The sequence below is a fragment of the Pedobacter sp. genome (assembly GCF_039594775.1).
Taxonomy (GTDB): domain Bacteria; phylum Bacteroidota; class Bacteroidia; order Sphingobacteriales; family Sphingobacteriaceae; genus Pedobacter.
Window position 1 is genome coordinate 34,120 of sequence record NZ_JBCNMT010000007.1, and the last position, 22,316, is coordinate 56,435.

A 22,316-nucleotide genomic window follows, 5' to 3' on the forward strand; every position below is an offset into this window, starting at 1 on the left:
GATAGCGGGGCTACAGTAAGCGAAGGGCAATTCAACCTGCTTTTCGAATAATAAAAAAGACACAACCAAAAAAATGAGTAAATATAATTTTGATTATTTGGACGAGCTGGAGGCGGAGGCAATCCATATCTTGAGAGAAGTAGCGGGGCAATTTGAAAAGCCTGCATTGCTATTTTCGGGAGGTAAGGATTCCATTACTTTGGTTCGTTTGGCAGAGAAAGCTTTTAGGCCAGGAAAATTTCCTTTTCCTTTGGTGCATATTGATACGGGACACAACTTTGAGGAGACGATTGATTACCGCGACAGAATGGTGGCTCGTTTGGGCGAACGTTTAATTGTAGGCTCGGTACAGCAGTCTATTGACGAGGGAAAAGTGGTGGAGCAGAAGGGTAAAAATGCTAGTAGAAATGCTTTGCAGACGGTTACCTTGTTGGATACGATTGAAAAGCACCAGTTTGATGCTTGTATTGGCGGTGCTCGTAGAGATGAGGAAAAAGCCAGAGCTAAAGAGCGTATTTTTTCGGTAAGGGATGAGTTTGGACAGTGGGACCCTAAACGTCAGCGTCCAGAGTTGTGGAACATTTATAACGGAAAAATCCATAAAGGCGAAAATGTGCGTGTATTCCCTATTAGTAACTGGACAGAACTTGATGTTTGGAACTATATCCGCAGGGAAAATATTGAATTGCCAAGCATTTATTTTGCCCATGACCGTGATGTAATTACACGTAATGGACAATTGATGGCGGCTTCACCATTTGTAAATATGGATGAGGAGGATGTAGTAGAGCGTAAAAAAGTACGTTTCCGTACTGTTGGAGATATTTCTTGTACGGCAGCTATTGCTTCGGAGGCTGATCAGATTGACGATATTATTGCGGAAATCAGCCAATCGAAAATTTCGGAACGCGGTGCCCGTATGGACGATAAGGTTTCGGAAGCAGCCATGGAAGACAGGAAAAAGGGAGGATATTTTTAATAAGTATTTAGTAGTTAGTACAGAGTAGTTAGACATACTTGTCGACTATTTAATAGCTGAATACCAATAATAAACACACTAGGATTTTTAGTAGTTGAGGGCTGAGTAATTGGATTTGATTGTCCACCATGAAATTATCTAAATACTAACTACTGATATCTAAATACTAAAAGAATGAACATACTAAAATTTTTTACAGCGGGCAGTGTTGATGACGGCAAGAGCACTTTGATTGGACGTTTGTTATACGATACCGATTCTATTTTGGCCGACCAACTAGAGGCTATCCAAAATGCCAACAGAAAGAACGACGATGGTACGGTAGATTTGGCCATTTTAACGGATGGTTTAAGGGCAGAGCGTGAGCAGGGAATTACCATTGATGTGGCCTACAAATACTTTCAAACCGACCAACGGAAATTTATTATAGCTGATACGCCTGGACATATCCAATACACTAGAAACATGGTAACGGGCGCTTCTACGGCAAACTTGGCCATTATTTTGGTGGACGCTAGAAACGGTGTAGTAGAGCAAACTATTCGGCATTCTTATTTGGTGTCGTTGCTGGGAATTAAGCATGTGGTAGTGGCCGTGAACAAAATGGACATGGTTGATTACAGCGAAACCGTGTTTGATGCCATTACCCAGAAATATAAATCTTTGGCAGAGGAACTGAAGTTGCAGGAGGTTGCTTATATTCCAGTGAGTGCGCTAAAAGGTGATAATATTGTACATCAATCTGAGCGTATGGCTTGGTACAGTGGCGATAGTTTATTGCATTTCTTGGAGCAAGTAGATACTGATGTACAGGAAAAATCGGAGAAAGCAAGATTGCCGGTGCAATGGGTAATTAGGCCGCAAACAGATGAGTTGCATGATTACAGAGGTTATGCTGGTCGTGTAGTAAGTGGTACTTTTAAGGTGAACGACAAGATTACGGTATTGCCATCTGGTGCGAGTTCTACCATCAGTAAAATCGAATTTTTTGATAAGGAATTGGCGGAAGCTTCTTCTGGTCAATCGGTGACGATACATTTGGCTACTGATGTAGATATTAGCCGAGGCGATACAATTGTGAACTCGTCAGCTCTGCCCCAAGAAAGTAAGCTGATTGAAGCCGATTTATGTTGGATGGATACCAAGGCTTTGGATACTTCGATTACTTATTTATTGCAGCACAACAGCAAAGTAACCAAGGTTAAAATAGCTGATGTAGTGTACAAAGTGGATATTAATACTTTGGAAAAACATGCAGCAGATGAGTTTAAATTAAATGATATTGGAAGGGTAGTGCTTAAAACTGCAGATCATTTACCTTTCGATTTTTATAGCGACAGCAAAGCAAATGGCTCGGCGATATTAATTGATAGCCGTACCAATTTAACCGTTGGCGCTACCATGTTTAGGGCATTGGCCGATTAATTTTTTTTACATATTAGTTTAAAGGTTGTCTTTTTTGGAGGCAACCTTTTTTGTTTTGTTTAGTTTTTGAAACATTAAGAAATGAAGAGAATTAAGAATTTAAAGACTTACGAAGTTTTTAAAACTTCGTAAGTCTAATTATAAAAAAATAAAAAAAAATACAAAACAATTCTGTAGTTCAGTTGTTTACTCGGTATTGGTACACTAAAATCTTTAATGAAATGGCCGAGAACTCTTTTTTACACCGAACTACTAACGATAGCAATCGTTCAGTTAAAGCATCAACCGATAGAAACTATGCTTCAACAGCAGCAAAAGATTACGTAAATCAGCGTAGGGAAAAGGCTGCTAAACAAGCAAGAGATGAAAAGAAAAGTGCCTCAAACACGAAACTTTCTTAACACAGACACAACAACCATCAAAAATATAACCAGACCGTTTGATAGTGGTCATTAAAAAAGGGAGTTCCGCACAGGTGGAACTCCCCTTTTTATTTATCGATTTTCTATTTCCTTAGGAGCACTACGATCTGGTTCGTAATGTAAGCCTGGAGATAACCAGTATAACAATACCATTCTCGAGTAACGATAGTTAAAAGGTGAAAACAGCAAGGTGGTAACAAACAATACTGCAATAAAGTACCAAAGGTTTTCATACTCTAATGCCAAACCAAAAATATAAGCTGCCACTCCTGCGGTAACCATTTCTGCTACGTTCATGGCATAGCTTACAAACATGGCCACATAAAAATAACCAGGCTCACGTTCAAATTTTAAGCCACAATGAGGGCAATGTTCATTCATTTTCTGGATTTTAAAGCCATAGGTGCTTCCAGTAAAAGTATTGCCAACCCTACATCTAGGGCATTTGGCATTGCTAAAGGCATGCCATTGAGAAATATAATAAGGATGATTTTTGATGTGTTCCATTATGATATCGTTATATATTGTTTTCTAAATTTATCGGGCGTAGTGCCCTCATATTTTTTAAAGAATTTTACGAAATAAGACTGGTCTTCGAAATTAAGCTTCTCTGCAATTTCAGATACCCTCAAATCCAGGTTGATCAACAGTCGTTTAGCTTCTAATAAAATCCTGTCCCTAATTAATTTTCCGGCCGAAGTAGCTAGAAAATCATTGCAGAGGGCATTGAGGTGATTAGGTGTAATATAAAGCAGTTCAGCATATTGTTTGGGCAAACGCAATTTGGTGAAATTTTGTTCAATAAGCTGTTGGAAATTTTTAAGGATGGTATGGTTGTAGGGATTAAGCTCTTGATGATTAGCTGAGAAGGTAGTGCGAGCTACTTCAATAAAAACCCGAAGTAGCAAAACCCTTACCAAATCATCATTAATCGTTTTTGCCGTTTCTCCTTCCTTTAAGATGTCCTCAAAAATTAGAGTAATCTTTTCGCTAGTGGCATTGTCCAAAAACAAAACCTGTTCTTCGGGTCTTCCGCTAAAGAAATTGAATTTGTCCAAATATTCTTGTTTGAGCAGCAAAGAACTAAAATAAGAGGTTGAGAAATTGATCAAATAACCATCAGGTTCACTCTCAAAATCCCAACTATGTACCTGCCCCGGAACCATGAAATAAATCATGTTTGGGCTAACATCAAATGTTTTAAAATCTATCTGTTGTTTGCCGCTGCCTTTGGTGAAAAAAACCAAATGAAAAAAACTATGTCGGTGGGCATGGTGTAGATGTTGATGTTGCCTGGCGTAATGTCCAAACCTGCTTACCAAAATTCCGTCGTTTTTATACGCCGAGAAATTTTGTATATCGTAAACAGGAATGTTAGATTTCATGTAACAAAATTAGATAATTCTATTGGGCTTACAATGGTGTTTTATGTTTTTAATATGGTATTTTTTACTTTTTGTAATGCTTTTTATGATGAATTATGATTGTTTTTATGGTTCTAAATACTTTTTTATGCTTGTTGGAAGGAGGGGGTGAATAAAGGCGTTGAAGATTTTTTTTAAAAAAAAGTGAATGTTTTTTTGGTTTATTGGAATCCTACCGTATATTTGTCCTCGAGAGCGTTAATTTAGATGATGGGGGTAGGACTTCGGTTCTATCTCCATTTCTTTTTTCAGGACTTTTTATAGTAATAATACAGGTGCAAAAGGTATAAAGCGCCTATCAAAAAACCACCCAAAATATCTGTAAACCAATGCGCTCCCAAGTAAATTCTTGATAAGGGGCCGGCAATAAACATCAGGTAGGAAAAGATGCTTACACTGCGCCGTATATAGTTTGGAACAGTGGTTAACCTGCGCATCAACAAAATCATAAAGCCAAAGAAAACTACATAGGAAAGTGTGTGTCCGCTAGGAAAGCTGTTGTTTCGGTAATTTTCTATAATTGTTACATATTCTTCGGTAGGTCGCGGACGGCTGAATAGGCGTTTCAGTACAAAGGTAAACAGGCCCGTAAACGAAATGGCAATGGTAAACCATGCTTCTCGCTTAAACTTGAACACGAAAAACAAGATAGCCGTAATGGCCATACAGCAAAAAGCAATGGCTACGTTTCCAAAAGCGCTGATCATGATCATCACCTGATCTAAAATAGGTTGATGGGATTGCTGAACCCATCTTGAAATAGCCAAATCAAAGCTGTTAATGGGATGTTGACCTACAAAAAAAGCCAATAATGCAAAGCTAATGACGAGTAAAATGCTATAAAGTAAACGAGCTGAATTGTTCATTGTCGAGTATTGGTTAAACTGCAATTTCGGCAAAATTTAGCTTTTTATAAGAGTTTTTTGTGTTTAGCTCTTTGCATTCTTAGCGTCACTCTTTTTTCTTTGCGGTAATTATTTTTATTGGTGTTTAATCTTACCGCGAAGGTTTAATAAGTTTTCGCAAAGAAACGCAAAGGTAAATAGCCATTCTATCTTCTTCGTGTAGATTACGATTGTGTATACAAACTGTTGATGCTATTAAAATTTTTCGGTTACGCAATCTTTAAATACCTTTGAACTAGTATGACAAATACAGCAACAAGCAAAAATTTAGAACTTAGAACGGTAAACGTGACCCGTTACGTAACCCCACTAAGAGAGGGCGGATCTATGCCGGCAATAGCCGAGGCAGATGACGGTTTTTTATATGTACTCAAATTTAGGGGGGCCGGACAAGGGCATAAAGCGCTAGTCTCCGAAATTATAGGTGGTGAAATTGCACGAGCCCTAGGCTTAAAAATGCCAGAATTGGTTTTCGCTAATTTAGATGAAGCCTTTGGACGCACCGAGCCTGATGAAGAAATACAGGACCTTTTAAAAGCAAGTGTAGGTTTAAATTTGGCATTACACTATTTATCGGGTGCGATTACCTATGATCCTACCATCACTAAAATAGATCCAATTTTGGCGTCTAAAATAGTATGGATGGATTGCTTGTTGACCAATATGGACAGAACTGCTCGTAACACCAACATGTTGTATTGGCATAAAGAACTTTGGTTGATTGATCATGGTGCATCACTGTATTTTCATCATTCGTGGCAAAACTGGAAAGAACAGGCCAAACGTCCATTTGTATTGGTAAAGGACCATGTACTATTGCCGCAAGCTAGTGAAGTTGCCGCTGTTGATGCGGAACTGAAAGCGATATTAACCCCGCAGTTGATTGCTGATATTTTGGCTTTAATTCCAGACGAATGGTTGGATGAACGCTTATTTGAGAGCGCCAAGGCCCAACGCAACGCTTATGCCTACTTTTTAAATACCCGAATTGAAAATTCTTCAGTTTTTGTAAACGAAGCCGAAAATGCAAGACAGACACTTATTTGAGTATGCCGTTATTCGAGTTGTGCCTAGGGTAGAACGCGAAGAGTTTATCAATGTTGGAATTATTCTTTACTGTGCCAAATTCAAATATCTAAAAGCCGCATTTCATGTAGAGGCCGACAGGCTAAAGGCATTAAACTGCGAATTGGAAGCAAGCGTTATCGAGGATAATTTAAAAGCTATTGTAAACATTGGCCAAGGAGGTAAAACTGCTGGACCTATTGGGATGTTAGATTTGGCCAGTCGTTTCAGATGGTTAACAGCCACTAGAAGCACAGTAGTACAATGCTCAAAAGTGCATCCAGGCTTTTGTGTTGATCCAGAAGTTACCCTAAATCAGTTAATGGAAGCATTAGTGCTTTAAACACCTTATTTCAATATCAACGTAGGTTGTAAAATGAAAGCTGTCCCTAAGAGGATGGCTTTTTTTATAAAGAAAAACGGCAACTCATCCAAGCTGCCGTTTTTTCAACCAAATATAAATTGTATGAACATTGATGCAAATATAATAAAGTCTACTATTTTAGTAGTATTTATTTTGAAATTTTTTATAGTTGCCTAATTGCGACGATAGAAGTCATTTAAAGGAGAAAAATTTTAAGATGATAGCGTGCTTTTTGGCTAAATACCAAGATTTATCAAATATGATGGCAATATCGTATATAAGCTTGTGAAGATTTTATAAATAAGCTAGTATGAAATCGTTTAAGTTTGCTTTCGCTTGATAGGTTATCGGGCACATTTATAAACCTAACCAAATATAAAAACATTCATGAAAAACCTTCCCATTTTAGATATATCTATCATCCTGCTGTATTTACTGGCAATGGTATTGGTAGGTGTGTATTTTGCACGAAAAAATAAAAGTGCCGAGCAATTTACCAAGGCTTCGGGCAAAATACCAGGATGGGCAATTGGCTTGTCTATTTATGCAACCTTTTTAAGTAGCAATACTTTTTTGGGAGTTCCAGGAAAAGCTTTTGGCGGTAATTGGAATGCTTTTGTATTCAGTATTTCTATGCCATTTGCAGCTTGGGTAGCCTCAAAATACTTTGTGCCATTTTATCGCAGTGTAGGAGGGATATCAGCTTACTCGCATCTAGAACACAGATTTGGACCTTGGGCCAGAACTTATGCCGTGATCTGCTTTTTGTTAACGCAATTGGCACGTATGGGCTCTATTTTTTTCGGTATTGCCTTAAGCCTACAGGCCTTAACAGGCTACAGTATGTCAACGGTAATGGTCGTCATGGGAATTAGCATCATCATTTATACCGTAATGGGCGGCATGGAAGCGGTAATTTGGACAGAAGTAGTGCAAGGAATCATCAAAACTTTGGGAGCTTTATTGATCATTTATCTTATTGTGGCCGATATGCCAGGTGGGATTTCTAAGATCATTGATATTGGCACTACCGATCATAAGTTTAGTTTGGGAAGCTTTTCGCCAAACCTCACCGAATCCACCTTTTGGGTAGTGCTATTCTACGGATTCTTCATCAACCTGAATAACTTTGGTATGGACCAAAACTATGTGCAGCGCTATCATACGGCCAGTACAGAAAAAGAAGCTACCAAATCGGTTTGGTTATGTGTTTGGTTGTATGTACCTGCTTCATTACTGTTCTTTATCATAGGCGTTTGTTTGTACGCTTATTATCAAGTGCACCCAGAGTTTACAGAAATTATCAAAAGCCAAGTAGCGGCTGAACGTTTACCCTCTTCGGCTACATCAGCTCAAATTAGCGAAATGGCTGCTTCCTTAAAACCAGCAGATTATGGGGATAAAGTAATGCCACACTTTATGGTGAACAAAATTCCGGTAGGCTTGGTGGGCTTAATTGTTTCGGCCATCCTGTCGGCAGCCATGAGTACCATCAGTTCGGGCATGAATGCTTCGGCAACTGTGTTTACGGTCGACATCTTTAAAAGGTACTTCAAACCAAATTTAACAGACAAGCAAAACTTGAGCACTTTGCATATCACTACGGTAATATTTGGTTTAATGGGTATGGGCACAGGCTTGGCCATGATTGGGGTAAAGAGCTTACTGGACATTTGGTGGGAGCTTTCGGGCATATTTGCAGGGGGAATGCTGGGGCTGTTCTTGCTAGGAATGATCAGTAGGAAAGCCAAAAACACTGAAGCTTTTACCGCTACTTTAATTGGTATTGCTGTAATTCTTTGGATGACGTTCTCCAATTTTATCCCTGAACAGTACGAATTTTTAAGAAGCCCATTCCATAAGAACATGATCATTGTGGTGGGTACCCTTACCATTTTCTTAGCTGGAATCATCATCACCAAGCTAAAAGGCAACAAACAGACAGCTTTAGAAGCATAGCATTTAATTGATTTAGAATTAAGAAGACTTTAAGAAGATAACATGAACACGAAAAAAGGATTTATCCCAGTAATGCTTACGCCCTTTAAGGACAATGGTGCAGTAGATTTTGATGGGTTGACCAAGTTGACAGAACTTTATCTCGAAGCTGGTGCGGCTGGACTATTTGCCAATTGCCTATCTAGCGAGATGTTTGAACTTTCGGAAGAGGAACGCATTGCTACCGTAAAACATATAGTGAAATTGGCCGATGGAAAAGTGCCGGTAGTAGCTACGGGAACTTTTGGTGGAGAAATTGCAAAGCAGGCTGATTTTGTGAAGCGTATTTACGATACCCAGATAGATGCAGTGATTGGTATTACTGGATTACTTGCCGAAGAAAAAGATAGCGATGAAGTGTTTGAAGCCAATGTACATAGCCTATTACAGCAAACCGAAAGTATACCATTGGGTTTTTACGAATGTCCAGTACCTTATAAAAGAGTTATTACCCCAAAACAATTGGGAAATTTGGTGGCCACGGGTAGGGTAACCTATCATAAAGATACCTGTTTAGACATTAAACAAATCGAAGAGAAGCTTGCGCTTACCAAAAACGCTGCAAATTTTGGACTTTACGATGCCTATATGGTACATGCGGTAGCGTCTCTAAAAGCAGGTTCTGCAGGGCTATCTTGTATACAGGGAAATTATTTTCCAGAGCTGCTGGTATGGTTATGTAATCATTATAATAGCAGTAACCTACAAAATGAAGTAGCCCTGGTACAACAGTTTTTTATTGACCAAATGGATGTGATGCACGATGTATATCCAACGGTTGCAAAATATTATCTTCAAAAAAGAGGTTTACAAATTTCAACTTTTACACGCAGAACCGGCATAGGAGAGTTCAATGCAGAAGTAAAAGCTAAAATTGACCAACTTTTTGAGGACTACGCCAGCTTAAAGGAGCGAGTAAATATCGACAGCGTGTTGGCGTAAAACGAAAATGGTCTGTAATGGATTATTATTTTTGGTTTGGGCTCCTGCTAAGTGAAGTAGGAGCTTTTTTTTGAAAACAATCATCATGAAAATAAAATTGGCATTGGGAATAGCTTTGTGCTTTTCCCTAAATTTTGCAAAGGCACAGTTGGCAGCACCGGCTTTAACGAGCGGTCAACCTATTAAAAATGGTAATCCAAGTGGTTACGGCCGACTTTCACTGCCATTTTATAATGGTCATAATATGGGCTTTGCCGCGGTAAAAAGCAAGGAACCAAAAGACTTGTTTCTACAGGGAACAGATGGACATGGTAGGGGAACCTATCTGTATGTTTATAAAACACTGTCGCCAGAGGGTACACCTATTTTTGCCGAACCCGTTAAAATTATGGTACCTTTTGAAGATAAGGGCGATAATCGAGGATTGATTGTACAAGATCAAAATGGAAAGATTTACGGTGTTTGGGCATTTGGCCAAACTTTGCGTTACGCTGAATTTAACAAGGATAATTACAGCTTCTCTGAACTAAAGCGCATTAACATTAAAGGGCAACCAAGAGGCTTTTCTAATTTTGGCATTGTACCGCTGAAGGATGGCAAACTGCAGTTTTTGTTCTCTGTTGGACAGGATGGCGTGTTTAGCAATGGTAAGGATTTTCCAAAAATGATTACCTATAATGCGGAGGGTTTTTGGCCGTATGAGCTTCGTAAAATGGGCATATTTGGTGGCATAGCCGATGGTTTGGAAACTTCAACAGTCAACATCAAACAATTAACTGAACTTGACCAGGCAATATTTACCATTGATGGTTTTGTGAAGTTTAACAATGCAAAAGATAGCTATATTCTTTCGGGGACCCGATTGGGCAATATCTTAGTTTACAAGCTTGATGAAAACGCAGGGACATTGTCTAAACGTAAATATGCTGTTGATCAGCAGGGTATTTTGTTGCGTAATCCGGGGGTACATTCATCGCCAGCTTATTTTTTTGACAATGAACAAAACCAAGGTTTGATTACTGTTGGCGAAGGTGGGGTATATTATTATAAAAACACCAAGAAAATAGACAAGAATGGTAATTTGGTCATGAGCGAGCCTGTACATGTACTACAACAAAATCCTAAGATATATGGAGGTTCCCTGGTGCAGCCATCAGTGGCTGATTGGGATGGCGATGGTAAACTGGACATTATTGCGGGTAATTCCATGGGTTTTTTATTCTTCTATAAAAATACTGGCAGTAACCAACATCCTGTTTATGGCGATCCAGAACCCTTAGTGGCCGACGGCAAAGTGATTCATGTGCAACCAGGCTATCGCGAAGATATTCAAGGGCCAGGTGAAGCGCGATGGGGATATACCTCGCCAAATGTAATTGACTGGGACGGTGATGGTTTATTGGATATTTTAACGGGCGATAGCCGTGGTAAGTTTATGGTATATCTTAATATTGGTACCAAAACCAATCCAAAATTGGATCGTGAACATACGCTTTACCTCGATGGAATGGATATGTATGGTACTTGGCGTACTCGCCCTGGTGCGGCGAAATTAGGAGGAAGAATGGCTTATATCACTCTAGATAAGGAGGATGAATTTCATCTCTATTGGCAGCTGGACAAATACAATTTGGAAGATGGTGGCAAACTGAAAATGGGCGACAAAAATATCAGAGGAAATAAGTTGGGTGGTGGTACCGTAGGTCGTGCGAAATTTGAAATTATAGATTGGGATGGTGATGGCGTAAAGGATCTTTTGGTGGGTACTTATGGCAAACAATCCATTCCCGATACCTTAACTGGACTTCCTGTTAATATGAAACCAAAACGCGGATCAACTATTCTTTTCCTAAAAAATGTAGGTACCGATGTGAAACCTAACTACGAATTTCCGAAAGTACTGAAGTTTAAAGGCCAGAACATTTCTTTGGGCGGGCATGAAATAGGAGGTTGTGTGGCCGCTATTGGCCCAGGTAGCAATCCTATGAACTTAGTGGTGGGTATAGAAACGGGCGTATTTATGTTCTACGATAGGAAAGATTTGAGTTGGTAGGCTTTGCCATTTTAGAACATTTTAGTTTTAACCATTAAGGTATATCAGCTTTATTGGCTGTGGCCTTAGTTATCTTAATATTTTACATATCAACCTAACACAACAAGTAAAATGAGAAAATTATATTTCATTTTAGGGATTTCGTTGCTAGTATTTTCAGCATTCAATTCAGGTTTTTCCGAAATTTCACCTTTAGATGAAAAAGCTCTGGGAAAGCAATTTATGTTGTTATTGAATAGTGATAAGCCTTCTTACAGCGGCAGGTCAAATGAATTTACCATTCAAAAGAAATATCTTCAATTTGATATTGAAGCCGATAACGACCCTTTTAGAGCTTCATTAAATCTATGGCTGGATGGAAAAATTATTAGGTCCCAAAGTGGTAAAGGAAAAGAGGTAAGAAACACGGTTACATGGGATGTATCAGCTTATCAAAACCAAAAAGTACATCTTCAAATTGTAGATGCGAACTCAAAGCCAGAAAAAACTGTACGTGTAACCAATATTATCCAAACAGATGAAGCGAAGATACCAACTACAGGGACGATTTCATCGGAAGTTGAAAATGCCAAAGCTTTTGCAATCAAACATATTACCGATAATTTAACAAAGGCAGCTAAAGACGAGAATCGGCCAGTTTATCATTTCAGACCACCTTCTCAACGAATGAATGATCCCAACGGCACATTTTATGCCAATGGTTACTACCACTTATTTTATCAACATAATCCATTAGCTGATTTTACTGGTGGAGGATATATGTTATGGGGACATGCCCGTAGTAAAGACATGGTTACCTGGGAACAATTACCTATTGCGTTGTGGCCAAACTGGGAATTGGGAGAATTGCAATGCTACTCAGGCGATGCTTTTAAAATGGCAAATGGAAAAACATTATTGTTTTATACCGGAGTGCCAGCACCAGGCGAAGCAAGACAGCAATGGGCAAGAGAGGCTATAGATAATAATTTTTTACAATGGAAAAATTATTCGCCCAAACCTATGATTAGTTTTTATCCCAAAGGAGGTGAAAATCCGGGAAAGATGTGGCGTGATCCGTTTTTATTTGAGACCGAAGGAAGAACCTTTGTATTGTTGACTACCGATCAAGGTGTGAGTGTGTACGAGGCCACCAACAAAAAATTGGATGATTGGGTATTTCGAAATGTAATATATAAAACCAAAGGAGAACCAGAATGTCCCAATTTTTATCGCTTTGGAAATAAGTGGATGCTCATCGTTTCGCCCCAAAACCCAGTTGAATATGCGATAGGGACTTTTGATGCAAATAAAGCAGTCTTCCAAATAGAAAAAACAGGCTTATTGAATGGGAATAATCAGCTTTATGCCACTCAGGGCTTAACGGATCCAAAGGGGAATCAAATTTTGTTCGGACTGGTAAAAGGATTTAAAAATGGTAAGGGTTGGAAAGATTGTTTAGCATTGCCTCGGGTATTGACCTTGGACAAAGATGGAAATCCGTTACTGAATCCTTTACCAGCACTACAATCGTTAAGAAAAAATAAAAGACAATTGAACAATTTGACCTTGAATTCAGTCGATAAGATTTTAGAATCAATCAATGGAGATGTATTAGAACTTGAAGCTGAATTTGAAATAGGTAACGCCAAGGCATTTGGATTAAAACTACGCTGCGACAACCAGGGTAATCATGGCTTTGAAATTAAATACCAAAATGGCCAACTGTTATTGCCCGGAACGAAAGCAGAAACAATTCCCTTACAACCGATTAATGGAAAAATTAAATTCCACATTTTTATTGATAAGGGGGTTATAGAGGTATTTGCTGGTAATGGAAAAATAGCAGAAGTTAGGGTTTTTTATGCTAACAAAGAAAATGATAGGATTAGTGCATTTGCGGAAGGTGGAACCGCCGTGCTCAATACCGTAAGTGCTTATGAGTTGAAGGAAGCCAATGACCAAAACTGGAATGGGAAAATAGAATAAACGGCTTACATAGTTGAAGCATTTTAACTTCTCGAAATGACTAATAAAAAACAAACAGATTGTAAATGACAATATCCTATAAACATTAGCGAATAATAGGCAAAATAACAGTGTCGCAGTGCAGTAACTTTAAATAACTGAATATAACTCCCGCGATACTGTATGAAAAGGAAACCGTCTTTGGTGGCAATATGCTGCAAGTATTTTTTTGCTAGGAAGTTTTTTTTGCTGACCATTTTATGGCTGTTTGGAAACATTGCGCAAGCGCAGATTTTAGCATGGCAATTTGCTTTGCCAGCGCCCACAAAAGGAGTTGAGCCTAGTATTAATTCAACCACTACCCATGAGTTTTTAGAAACTTCATTGCTTACCAGGGGCAAAGGCGTGCTCCCCAAACAAGGTAACAGCAGAGGCTTTAGTGGTAATTTTGGAGTTGATGAAAACTTTGACGAAGCCCAAAAATCAGAATCCTATTTCCAGTTTGAGGTGAAACCTAAAAAAGGATATCAAGCTTCTTTAAGCAGTTTAAAGGCAACCTTAAGAAGACAGGAGCAATCCGCATATATTTACCAGTGGACCTATAGCCTCGACGGTAAGAACTTTATCAAAATAGGAGAAAGTGCCGACGTCATATCGATCCATAATAATGGAGCTGCCCAAGCACCCATCGACCTCTCTAAAATCAAAGAACTTCAAAATGTAAATAAAACCATTACCCTACGCCTATACGCTTGGGGTGGTTTAACCAACCAGGGAAAGGCCATAGCTTTTGGTTTTGGGAAATCAGATGCAAAGGGCAGTAACGCATTAATGCTCGAAGGTACCGTCAGCAAGAAATAAATAACCAAACTAACTAAATATAAAGCGTATGAAGAAACTTTTACTCATTGCATGTTTAATTTTTAACACAGTTTTTGCCCGCGGACAAATACTTGCTTGGGATTTTTTTAACAACACTTCTACTGCAGCTTCCTACAATTCAACATATAACAATCCTGATGTCGACGCCTCCGTTTTAACTAGGGGAGCTGGCGCAGGAGCCGGTGGAGGATATTCATACGGTTTCTCTATTCGATTTGTAGAAAGTGCCAATAGTTACGAAAATGCAAAAGCTAATAATGCTTATGTAGAATTCAAGGTTAAAAGTACCACGGCATATTTATCGTTAGAGGGAATAGATGTGAAGCTAAGATCACATTCATTAGGGGCCACAAAATATCGCTGGGCCTATAAAAGGCCAGAGGATGCCGATTTCATTCTTTTGGGTACTGCGGATGGAAATTTTCCAGCTTACGATTCCTCAAATGATACCGGTATACCACAATCTACTTTAGAATTAAGTTCTGTAAGTGCTTTACAAGGAATACCAGCAAATACGGAAGTAATATTCAGGTTATACGGATGGGGAGGGCTAGGCACAACAGGTAATAATACTTCTGCTATTGGTAAGTCTTCATCTACGCAAGGATCTATTTCTTTAATGCTGAGAGGTTTTTCAACTACATTACCGTTAACATTGTCTACAGATAAACAAATAGTTTCATGGCAATGGGCTACTTTAGGGGCATCAACTACTAATCCAATTGCTGATCCGGTTTCTGCTACCAACCACGATGCAAACCTAAGTTCCTATACACTATCGAGAGGAGCAGGGTTAACAGCAGCAGCATACCAAAGAGCATTTGCTTCTACCCTGGCGGCAACTTCAACCAGTTTAGCAGATGCGGAAGCCGCAAATGAATACTATCAAATAACATTAAATTCTAATTCTGGATATTATAAGACCTTATCTTCTTTGCTTTATAGAGTGAGAAGGACAGCTGCGGGACCTACAACATATCAATGGAAATATAGTATCGACGGGGAACCGGAAGTAAATATAGGTGCCAGTGGAACTTTTCCTGCACCTGCTGCTGGGGCTGATGGTGTGGATATGTATTTGGATCTACAGGGCGTTAACGCTTTGAAGAATATACCATCTGAAAAAAGCATTACCTTGAAAATTTATATATGGGGCAATGCTTCTGCGGCAGCCGCTTTTGGTTTTGGCCGATTTACCCATAATACAACAGATTTTAGCAGTTTATATATCAGAGGTAATGTAAGCACAACGCTGCCCATAACTTTAACCTCGTTCAAAGTAACTAAACAAATCAATTCGGTACGTTTAAATTGGTCTACCTCTTCCGAAAACAGCAATAGTCACTTTAACGTGTTAAGGGCAGGTCATGATCAAAAATTCGTAAGCATTGGTAAAATCAATGGAAGTGGTACTACCAACACAGCTAAAGAATATGTGTTAACGGACTACAGGCCATTAGGAGAAAACTACTATAAACTTATACAAACAGATATCAATGGTGATTCTAAAGAAGTAGGAGAGGTACAGTACCTACAATTTAATTTCTCCAAAGCCTCTTTAACAGTGGTGCAACAAGAAGATCAGGCAACGGTTAGAGCCTTATTGACTACTGATAGGGCAGACCAAGCAAATGTTTCGGTTTATAATGTTTCTGGCAACGCACTTTATCAAGGTCAAACTAACTTCAATAGCGGTATTAATGAAATTTTAGTTCCGGTTCATTTAAATAGAGGTATGTATATATTGAAAGTTAAAACACAATCGGGAGAAATCTGGCAAACAAAATTTGTAAAATAAAAATGTTCTGATGTTAAACAGTATAAAGCTTTTTCATCATTTTAGAATTAAATAAACCAATATAAAACAAACTATATGAAAAGAATTTACATTACCTTAATGGTATTGGCTCTGCTAACGGTCAATACCTTAAAAGCACAAGTTATCGCAGGTTGGGACTTTAACTCGAACCAAGATAAATCATCGAGTATTAATGCAACAACAAACCATTCAAATTTAGAAACCTATTCACTGTCTAGGGGCGACAACACTAGTTACGTTGATATCTCATATGGCTATTTTATTAGAGCAAAAGCAAAATCTACTACCGGTAATACCAAAGCAGACGGATTAGCAAAGAAGGATTATTTCTTGGTTAATCTTAAGGCAGCTACAGGATATAAATTATCTTTAAGTAAAATAGCCTTTAAATTAAGAGGGTCAACAACAGCCGGAAATTCACCAAATACATACCGATGGAGCTATAGCATCAATGGTACTGATTTTTTTGAAATTGGTACATCTGATGTGTCCTTTACCAGTACCGATAACGTTGGTCAGCTTCAACCAGACATTGATTTATCTGCTATCACCAACTTGCAAAATTTACCTGCTACTACAACCGTAACCTTACGCCTGTTAGCTTGGGGAGCTGGTAGCTCTGCGGCCTCAGATATAGGCATAGGTAGAAATACATCGGGTGTGACGGCAAATGTTCTCGCAGTCGAAGGCTCCTTATTATCTACACTTCCTGTGGAGTTAACTTCTTTTACCGCCAAACCACAAGCCAACGCTGTACAGTTAAATTGGCAAACGGCATCAGAACAGCGCAATTCGCACTTCGAAATCCTACGTTCGGCAGATGGAAGTAGTTTTGATGTGATTGGAAGAAAAGAAGGACATGGCACTACACAAATTAAGCAGACCTATAGCTTTGTGGATAAACAACCTGTAAATGGAACAAGTTATTATGCTCTAAAACAGTACGATGAAGACGGAGTTAGCAAGCTTTATGATGCTATTCCTGTAAAAATTAGTTTAACCTCTTCATTGTTTAGCGTAGCACCTAGCGCAGCAGGTATTTCCATTCGTGTGGAGGCTAACTTAAGCGAAAAGGCCAATGTTTCTATTATAGATATCAGCGGAAACAAAATTGTTGAACGACAACTGCTATTAAACAAAGGAACCAACCAATTAGAGATAGACAATGTCACACTGACTAAAGGTAAATTATATCTGGTCAGCCTCAAATCGGCCAATATCAGCCAAACGGCCAAGTTAATCAAGTAGAGAAAAGCGTCAGTTTGTTTTTTGTCTTTTAAAAATGAATTAGAGGTTTTGTGCCTAAAAATTACATTTATCATTAATGATATGCAGCAAAAATTAACATCAATAGGTCTTTTGTTTCTGTTGTTGAGCTGTCTTTTTACACCTGTGAAAGCCCAGCAAGTACCTAAAGCAATTACCCTTAAGGTCATAGATGCCGATAGAAATGAGCCTTTGGGAGGAGTAGTAGTCGGCTCCGTTTTGGATAAAAAGAAAACGGCCTTAACCAATGAAGAAGGTATTTTCACTATCATACTTTCAGAAGCAGATACTTTGGTGATTTCCCACATGGGCTATCAACGTCAGCGCATTGCCGTAAGAAAAATCAGTGGAAATACCATCGCCCTAAAATCAATAGCCACCCAGTTGGAAGACGTCATCATTATTGGTTACGGTACCGCTAAAAAGGATGAAATAGCGGGCTCGGTAGCCAAAGTAGATATTGAAGAAATGAAAAAGGCACCTGTAACCTCTTTCGAACAAGCCCTGCAAGGGCGAATAGCGGGACTACAAATATCTGCGAACGATGGTCAACCCGGTGACGAAATGAACGTAGTGATCAGAGGAGGGAATTCGCTTACCCAGAGCAATGCCCCTTTATATGTCATTGATGGTTTTCCGGTAGAAGATCCATCTTTAAGTTCCCTTAACCCAGATGATATAGCCTCCATTACCATTTTAAAAGATGCAGCTTCTACTGCAGTTTATGGAGCTAGAGGAGCTAATGGGGTAATCGTAATTGAAACCAAAAGGGGGCAAGAAGGTAAACCTTCGTTTAGCTATCAGCTTAACTATGGTTTGCAACATACAGACAAACGCATGGATTTGATGAACCCTTACGAGTTTGTAAAATACCAGTTGGAATTTAACCCAACCCGAGCAAACAGCACTTACCTCATTAATGGTCGCACCTTAGATAGTTATAAGGATATCAAAGGAATTGACTGGCAAGAAGCGGTATTTAGAACAGGCGCCTACCAGCAGCACAATATTAGTGTAACCGGCGGTACCAGACAGTCTAAATACATGATTTCGGCAGCCATTCTGGATCAGCAGGGAATGATCATCAATACAGGATTTAAACGTTATCAAGGTCGTTTGGCCCTAGACCAAAGTTTTTCTAAGCGAGTTACTTTTAGGCTGCGGGCCGATTATAGTAGTCAAGAAGCTTACGGGCAACGAGTAGCCGCATCCAATGCTGATAGCAACGGAGCGCAAGCAACCAGTTATTTACTATTTGGTACTTGGGGCTATAGGCCGGTTACCGGAAATGTTGACGAAAATTTAGAAGACGACCTACTGGATCCAACCATCCAGCTCTCTACCGATTCGAGAATAAACCCAGTGATGTCGGCTAACAATGAATATAATAGCAATAAAATACAAAACCTTAATGCCAATGCTTTCGTCAATTTCAATATCATAGAAGGATTAGATTTTAAGATTTCTGGAGGCATTAACAATAGAAATTCGCGGGTTGAAGAATTTTATAATAGCAAAACTTCCAGAGGTAATATCAATATTTATGGTAATACGGCCAGGGGAATTAATGGAGCTATTGATTTTCCTTCGAGATTTAGCTGGACCAACGAAAATACGCTGAGCTATACCAAGCAGTTTAACAAAGTGCATCGAATCAATTCGGTTATAGGCTTCACCATGCAAGAAGTAAAGACCTCTTCCTACGGTTTTGCCACTCGTCGCATTGCCGATGAAAGTTTAGGTATGCCAAGTTTGGCATTGGGTACACCTTATCAGGTAGGAGCTATGGAATCCAGAAACACTTTGCTTTCGGCATTGGGAAGGGTTAACTATAACTATAAATCCAAATACACGGTAGAATTTAGCATGCGTGCTGATGGTTCCTCTAAATTTAGACCGGAGAACCGTTGGGGCTATTTCCCGGCAGCAAGTTTGGCATGGTTGGCAAGTCGCGAAAAATTCATTAAGAATATCAAAGCTATTAGTAATGCCAAGTTCAGAGTGAGCTATGGTCTTTCGGGGAATAATCGTGTGGGCGATTTCTCTTATCTGTCAACCATTGGCTATCCTATGGCAAATGCCTATTCTTTCCAAAATCAAACCCCGCAGTTGGGCAGTTGGTTGAGTAATTTGGGAAACCCAGCATTAACTTGGGAAACCACCGCACAATTAGATTTAGGAGCCGACATCTCACTACTAAAAGATAGGATTAACCTAACCGTAGACTATTATAATAAAGACACCAAAGACCTGTTGCTCAATGCCGATATTCCTACCACTACTGGCTATTCAAAAGTGTACAGGAACATTGGAAAGGTACAAAACAAAGGCTGGGAGTTTACCTTATCTACCATTAATATCAAAAATGCGAACTTTTCGTGGTCCAGTAATTTCAACATCTCCTTCAATAAAAATAAGGTGTTGGAATTGGCCGACAACCAGGAGGTTTTCTTAAGTCGCGTATCGTGGACCAGCACCTTTAACGCTACTCCTTTATATCTCACCAAGGTAGGCCAGCCAGTTTCGCAGTTCTACGGTTATGCTTTTGATGGTGTATATCAATATGCCGATTTTAATCAAATGGCAGATGGGAGCTACAAACTAAAATCAGGAATTACAGACAACGGCACTGATAGAGAAAGCATTCAGCCAGGTGATGTTAAATATAAGGATATGAATGGCGACATGGTCATCAACGACCAAGATATGGTGGTCATTGGTAGAACCTTGCCGAAGCATACAGGTGGTTTTGCTAACGTTTTTCAATACAAATCATTTACCCTAAGTACGCTGTTGCAATGGAGCTACGGTAATAACATCTTTAATGCTAATAGGGTAGTATTTGAAGGCAATGAAATTAACCGCAACAATGTAAACCAATTTGCGGCTTACCAAAACAGATGGACGCCAACCAACCCAAGTAATACCATGTTTAGGGCGGGTGGTTCAGGACCACTAGGAGCTTACTCTTCGCGAACCATCGAAGACGGTTCATACCTACGGTTAAAAACAGTAGCTCTTGCCTATCTCATACCAGCTAAATGGTCGGCAAAAATTGGACTAAGTAAGTTGCAGGTCACCGCATCAGGACAAAATCTGGCTACGTGGACCAAATATTCGGGGATGGATCCCGAGGTTTCGGTACGCAATACCATACTTACTCCAGGGTTCGATTACTCGGCGTACCCACTACCCAAAACAATTGTATTTGGTTTACAGGCATCATTTTAGGAGGTTTTATGAAAAGAAAATATCAAATCATTATAACACTGTTAACAATAGTATTGGTCAGCTCCTGTTCCAAATTTCTGGATGTTAAACCTAAGGATTCGATACTGCCCGAAGAATACTTCGAAACAGAAGTACAGCTGAACAAAGCACTTATAGGTGTTTACGATGTACTGGGCAGTTCGGCACTTTATGGTAATTATATGCATGGTCGCATGGGCCTAGATGCAGATGAAGGCTTTCAACGTAGTTCTACCTTGGTAACAGGACCCATCACTTATGATGTGGAAGCCGCCGACTTAACTGTTCAAAACTTTTGGGCCTCTTTGTACGACGGCATTAATAGGGCCAATTTTTTATTGGAAAATATTCATCGTCCGCAAATGGATGAAGCCAAAAGAAATGAAATCAAAGGACAAGTACTTTTCCTAAGAGGTTATTATTATTTCCTTTTAGTGGCCAACTTTGGCGATGTACCTTTAATTACCATGGCAACCAAATCTATTGGCAATACACAAATTGCCCGTACACCATCCAAACAAGTTTACGAGCAAATAGAAAAAGACATGTTAGCCGCCGAGCCATTAGTGAAAAGTGCTACTGAAGTAGGTTTTGGAGGTAAAATCAATAAATCGGCCGTATGGGGAATATTGGCCAAAGTATACCTGTACTGGGCAGGTTATCCTTTAAGAGACCAAACCAAATATGAAGAAGCCAGAAAATGGTCTTTAAAAATAATCACATCAGGAGAACATGCTTTAAACCCATCGTACCAACAGATTTTCATCAACTATGCCCAAGATAAGTACGATATTAAAGAAAGCATTTGGGAAGTGGAGTTTTGGGGCAACGATGCCGAGGCCTATACCGAATCGGGCAGGGTAGGCAGTGTATTGGGAATCGCTAATTCTACCGATGATCCTGTAGTAGGTAGGGTGTTAGGGTATATTAATACCACAGCTACCTTATACCGAAGATATGAAGACGCCGATTTACGTCGCGATTGGACCATCGGCCCTTTCAGATACAGTGGCACGCCACCTACAAAAATTAATTATAGTGCTACACAAATTTACCAACGTAACGCTGGTAAATGGCGTCGCGAATATGAAGTAGTTTCTCCTAAGTCAATCATTTCTACCCCACAAAACTATCCGCTGTTGAGGTACAGCGATGTGTTGCTCATGTATGCAGAAGCCGAAACAGAAGTAAATGGAATACCAACCATAGCCGCCTACAACGCCGTTAACCAAGTACGAAGAAGAGGTTATGGAAAAGATATCAATACCCCCGATGCGACCATTGATTTTTCAGGAATGGGAAAAGCTAGTTTTTTAAGCGCCTTGCAAGATGAAAGAAGTCGTGAGTTAGCTTTCGAATCTGTCCGAAAAGGTGATTTAGTTCGATGGGGATTATTGGTAAATAAAATGAAGACGGTAGAAGCTGATTTTGGAAAGGACATCGTTCCTGACAACCTCAAACATGGTGCTAAAACTTTCAAAAGTGCTTCGGCCAGAGATGTGGTGTTTCCTATTCCTGCATATGAAATGTCCTTAAACAGATTGTTGGTTCAAAACTATGGATGGTAAAATTTAGG

At 39.3% G+C, this 22,316-nt stretch carries 16 protein-coding genes and 1 pseudogene; 14 read left to right on the forward strand and 3 right to left on the reverse strand.

The genetic code is table 11. From position 1 onward, the window contains the following. Positions 1 to 58: 58 nt before the first annotated feature. The 3 genes and pseudogenes from cysD to ABDV71_RS15760 form a co-directional block, all read left to right on the forward strand. Positions 59 to 979: pseudogene (gene cysD / locus ABDV71_RS15750) on the forward strand (sulfate adenylyltransferase subunit CysD); the annotation flags it as partial. A gap of 174 nt (positions 980 to 1,153) precedes the next feature. Further along, positions 1,154 to 2,404, forward strand: a complete 1,251-nt coding sequence (locus tag ABDV71_RS15755; RefSeq protein ID WP_343534223.1) for a GTP-binding protein — start codon at positions 1,154 to 1,156, stop codon at positions 2,402 to 2,404. Positions 2,405 to 2,625: 221 nt separating this feature from the next. Beyond that, positions 2,626 to 2,805, forward strand: a complete 180-nt coding sequence (locus ABDV71_RS15760) for a hypothetical protein (RefSeq protein WP_343534225.1) — start codon at positions 2,626 to 2,628, stop codon at positions 2,803 to 2,805. A 93-nt stretch (positions 2,806 to 2,898) separates the two neighbouring features. Here the strand turns inward: ABDV71_RS15760 and ABDV71_RS15765 are convergent, their stop codons facing one another. The 3 genes from ABDV71_RS15765 to ABDV71_RS15775 form a co-directional block, all read right to left on the reverse strand. After that, positions 2,899 to 3,333, reverse strand: coding sequence for a DUF983 domain-containing protein (locus ABDV71_RS15765; protein WP_343534227.1), 435 nt, complete (start codon positions 3,331 to 3,333; stop codon positions 2,899 to 2,901). Then, positions 3,333 to 4,211, reverse strand: a complete 879-nt coding sequence (locus ABDV71_RS15770) for a helix-turn-helix transcriptional regulator (protein WP_343534229.1) — start codon at positions 4,209 to 4,211, stop codon at positions 3,333 to 3,335. The genes ABDV71_RS15765 and ABDV71_RS15770 overlap by 1 nt, the downstream gene beginning before the upstream one ends. Before the next feature lie 287 nt (positions 4,212 to 4,498). Beyond that, a complete protein-coding gene (locus ABDV71_RS15775; RefSeq protein WP_343534231.1) occupies positions 4,499 to 5,116 on the reverse strand; it encodes a phosphatase PAP2 family protein in 618 nt (205 codons plus the stop codon). A 279-nt stretch (positions 5,117 to 5,395) separates the two neighbouring features. On the opposite strand from ABDV71_RS15775, the gene ABDV71_RS15780 reads away from it, so the two are divergent. The 11 genes from ABDV71_RS15780 (at position 5,396) to ABDV71_RS15830 (ending at position 22,308) form a co-directional block, all read left to right on the forward strand. Beyond that, positions 5,396 to 6,202, forward strand: a complete 807-nt coding sequence (locus ABDV71_RS15780) for a HipA family kinase (RefSeq protein ID WP_343534233.1) — start codon at positions 5,396 to 5,398, stop codon at positions 6,200 to 6,202. Beyond that, positions 6,180 to 6,563: a DUF3037 domain-containing protein gene (locus ABDV71_RS15785; RefSeq protein WP_343534235.1), complete on the forward strand. Its 384-nt coding sequence runs from the start codon at positions 6,180 to 6,182 to the stop codon at positions 6,561 to 6,563. The genes ABDV71_RS15780 and ABDV71_RS15785 overlap by 23 nt, the downstream gene beginning before the upstream one ends. A 408-nt stretch (positions 6,564 to 6,971) precedes the next feature. After that, positions 6,972 to 8,543 (forward strand): sodium:solute symporter, encoded by a 1,572-nt coding sequence (locus ABDV71_RS15790; protein WP_343534237.1) that lies wholly within the window; start codon positions 6,972 to 6,974, stop codon positions 8,541 to 8,543. A 42-nt stretch (positions 8,544 to 8,585) separates the two neighbouring features. After that, complete coding sequence (locus ABDV71_RS15795) at positions 8,586 to 9,524, forward strand: dihydrodipicolinate synthase family protein (RefSeq protein WP_343534239.1); 939 nt, start codon at positions 8,586 to 8,588, stop codon at positions 9,522 to 9,524. Positions 9,525 to 9,609: 85 nt separating this feature from the next. Next, positions 9,610 to 11,577 carry a VCBS repeat-containing protein gene (locus tag ABDV71_RS15800; RefSeq protein ID WP_343534241.1) on the forward strand — a complete coding sequence of 656 codons (1,968 nt, stop codon included), beginning with the start codon at positions 9,610 to 9,612 and terminating at the stop codon, positions 11,575 to 11,577. A 111-nt stretch (positions 11,578 to 11,688) separates the two neighbouring features. Beyond that, positions 11,689 to 13,545, forward strand: a complete 1,857-nt coding sequence (locus ABDV71_RS15805) for a glycoside hydrolase family 32 protein (RefSeq protein WP_343534243.1) — start codon at positions 11,689 to 11,691, stop codon at positions 13,543 to 13,545. Between the two features lie 162 nt (positions 13,546 to 13,707). After that, a complete protein-coding gene (locus ABDV71_RS15810; RefSeq protein ID WP_343534245.1) occupies positions 13,708 to 14,385 on the forward strand; it encodes a hypothetical protein in 678 nt (225 codons plus the stop codon). Positions 14,386 to 14,413: 28 nt separating this feature from the next. Beyond that, a complete protein-coding gene (locus ABDV71_RS15815) occupies positions 14,414 to 16,204 on the forward strand; it encodes a T9SS type A sorting domain-containing protein (protein WP_343534247.1) in 1,791 nt (596 codons plus the stop codon). 75 nt (positions 16,205 to 16,279) lie between these two features. Further along, a complete protein-coding gene (locus ABDV71_RS15820) occupies positions 16,280 to 17,473 on the forward strand; it encodes a T9SS type A sorting domain-containing protein (protein ID WP_343534249.1) in 1,194 nt (397 codons plus the stop codon). 81 nt (positions 17,474 to 17,554) lie between these two features. Continuing rightward, positions 17,555 to 20,722, forward strand: coding sequence for a TonB-dependent receptor (locus tag ABDV71_RS15825; RefSeq protein ID WP_343534251.1), 3,168 nt, complete (start codon positions 17,555 to 17,557; stop codon positions 20,720 to 20,722). Positions 20,723 to 20,730: 8 nt separating this feature from the next. Continuing rightward, positions 20,731 to 22,308, forward strand: a complete 1,578-nt coding sequence (locus tag ABDV71_RS15830; RefSeq protein ID WP_343534253.1) for a RagB/SusD family nutrient uptake outer membrane protein — start codon at positions 20,731 to 20,733, stop codon at positions 22,306 to 22,308. The last annotated feature ends 8 nt before the right edge of the window (positions 22,309 to 22,316 follow it).

Coding starts and splice junctions, on each gene's coding strand:
- ABDV71_RS15805 (WP_343534243.1), top strand. CDS start 11,689: ATGAGAAAATTATATTTCATTTTAGGGATTTCGTTGCTAGTATTTTCA.
- ABDV71_RS15810 (WP_343534245.1), top strand. CDS start 13,708: ATGAAAAGGAAACCGTCTTTGGTGGCAATATGCTGCAAGTATTTTTTT.
- ABDV71_RS15815 (WP_343534247.1), top strand. CDS start 14,414: ATGAAGAAACTTTTACTCATTGCATGTTTAATTTTTAACACAGTTTTT.
- ABDV71_RS15795 (WP_343534239.1), top strand. CDS start 8,586: ATGAACACGAAAAAAGGATTTATCCCAGTAATGCTTACGCCCTTTAAG.
- ABDV71_RS15785 (WP_343534235.1), top strand. CDS start 6,180: ATGCAAGACAGACACTTATTTGAGTATGCCGTTATTCGAGTTGTGCCT.
- ABDV71_RS15790 (WP_343534237.1), top strand. CDS start 6,972: ATGAAAAACCTTCCCATTTTAGATATATCTATCATCCTGCTGTATTTA.
- ABDV71_RS15765 (WP_343534227.1), bottom strand. CDS start 3,333: ATGGAACACATCAAAAATCATCCTTATTATATTTCTCAATGGCATGCC.
- ABDV71_RS15820 (WP_343534249.1), top strand. CDS start 16,280: ATGAAAAGAATTTACATTACCTTAATGGTATTGGCTCTGCTAACGGTC.
- ABDV71_RS15775 (WP_343534231.1), bottom strand. CDS start 5,116: ATGAACAATTCAGCTCGTTTACTTTATAGCATTTTACTCGTCATTAGC.
- ABDV71_RS15755 (WP_343534223.1), top strand. CDS start 1,154: ATGAACATACTAAAATTTTTTACAGCGGGCAGTGTTGATGACGGCAAG.
- ABDV71_RS15800 (WP_343534241.1), top strand. CDS start 9,610: ATGAAAATAAAATTGGCATTGGGAATAGCTTTGTGCTTTTCCCTAAAT.
- ABDV71_RS15760 (WP_343534225.1), top strand. CDS start 2,626: ATGGCCGAGAACTCTTTTTTACACCGAACTACTAACGATAGCAATCGT.
- ABDV71_RS15830 (WP_343534253.1), top strand. CDS start 20,731: ATGAAAAGAAAATATCAAATCATTATAACACTGTTAACAATAGTATTG.
- ABDV71_RS15825 (WP_343534251.1), top strand. CDS start 17,555: ATGCAGCAAAAATTAACATCAATAGGTCTTTTGTTTCTGTTGTTGAGC.
- ABDV71_RS15770 (WP_343534229.1), bottom strand. CDS start 4,211: ATGAAATCTAACATTCCTGTTTACGATATACAAAATTTCTCGGCGTAT.
- ABDV71_RS15780 (WP_343534233.1), top strand. CDS start 5,396: ATGACAAATACAGCAACAAGCAAAAATTTAGAACTTAGAACGGTAAAC.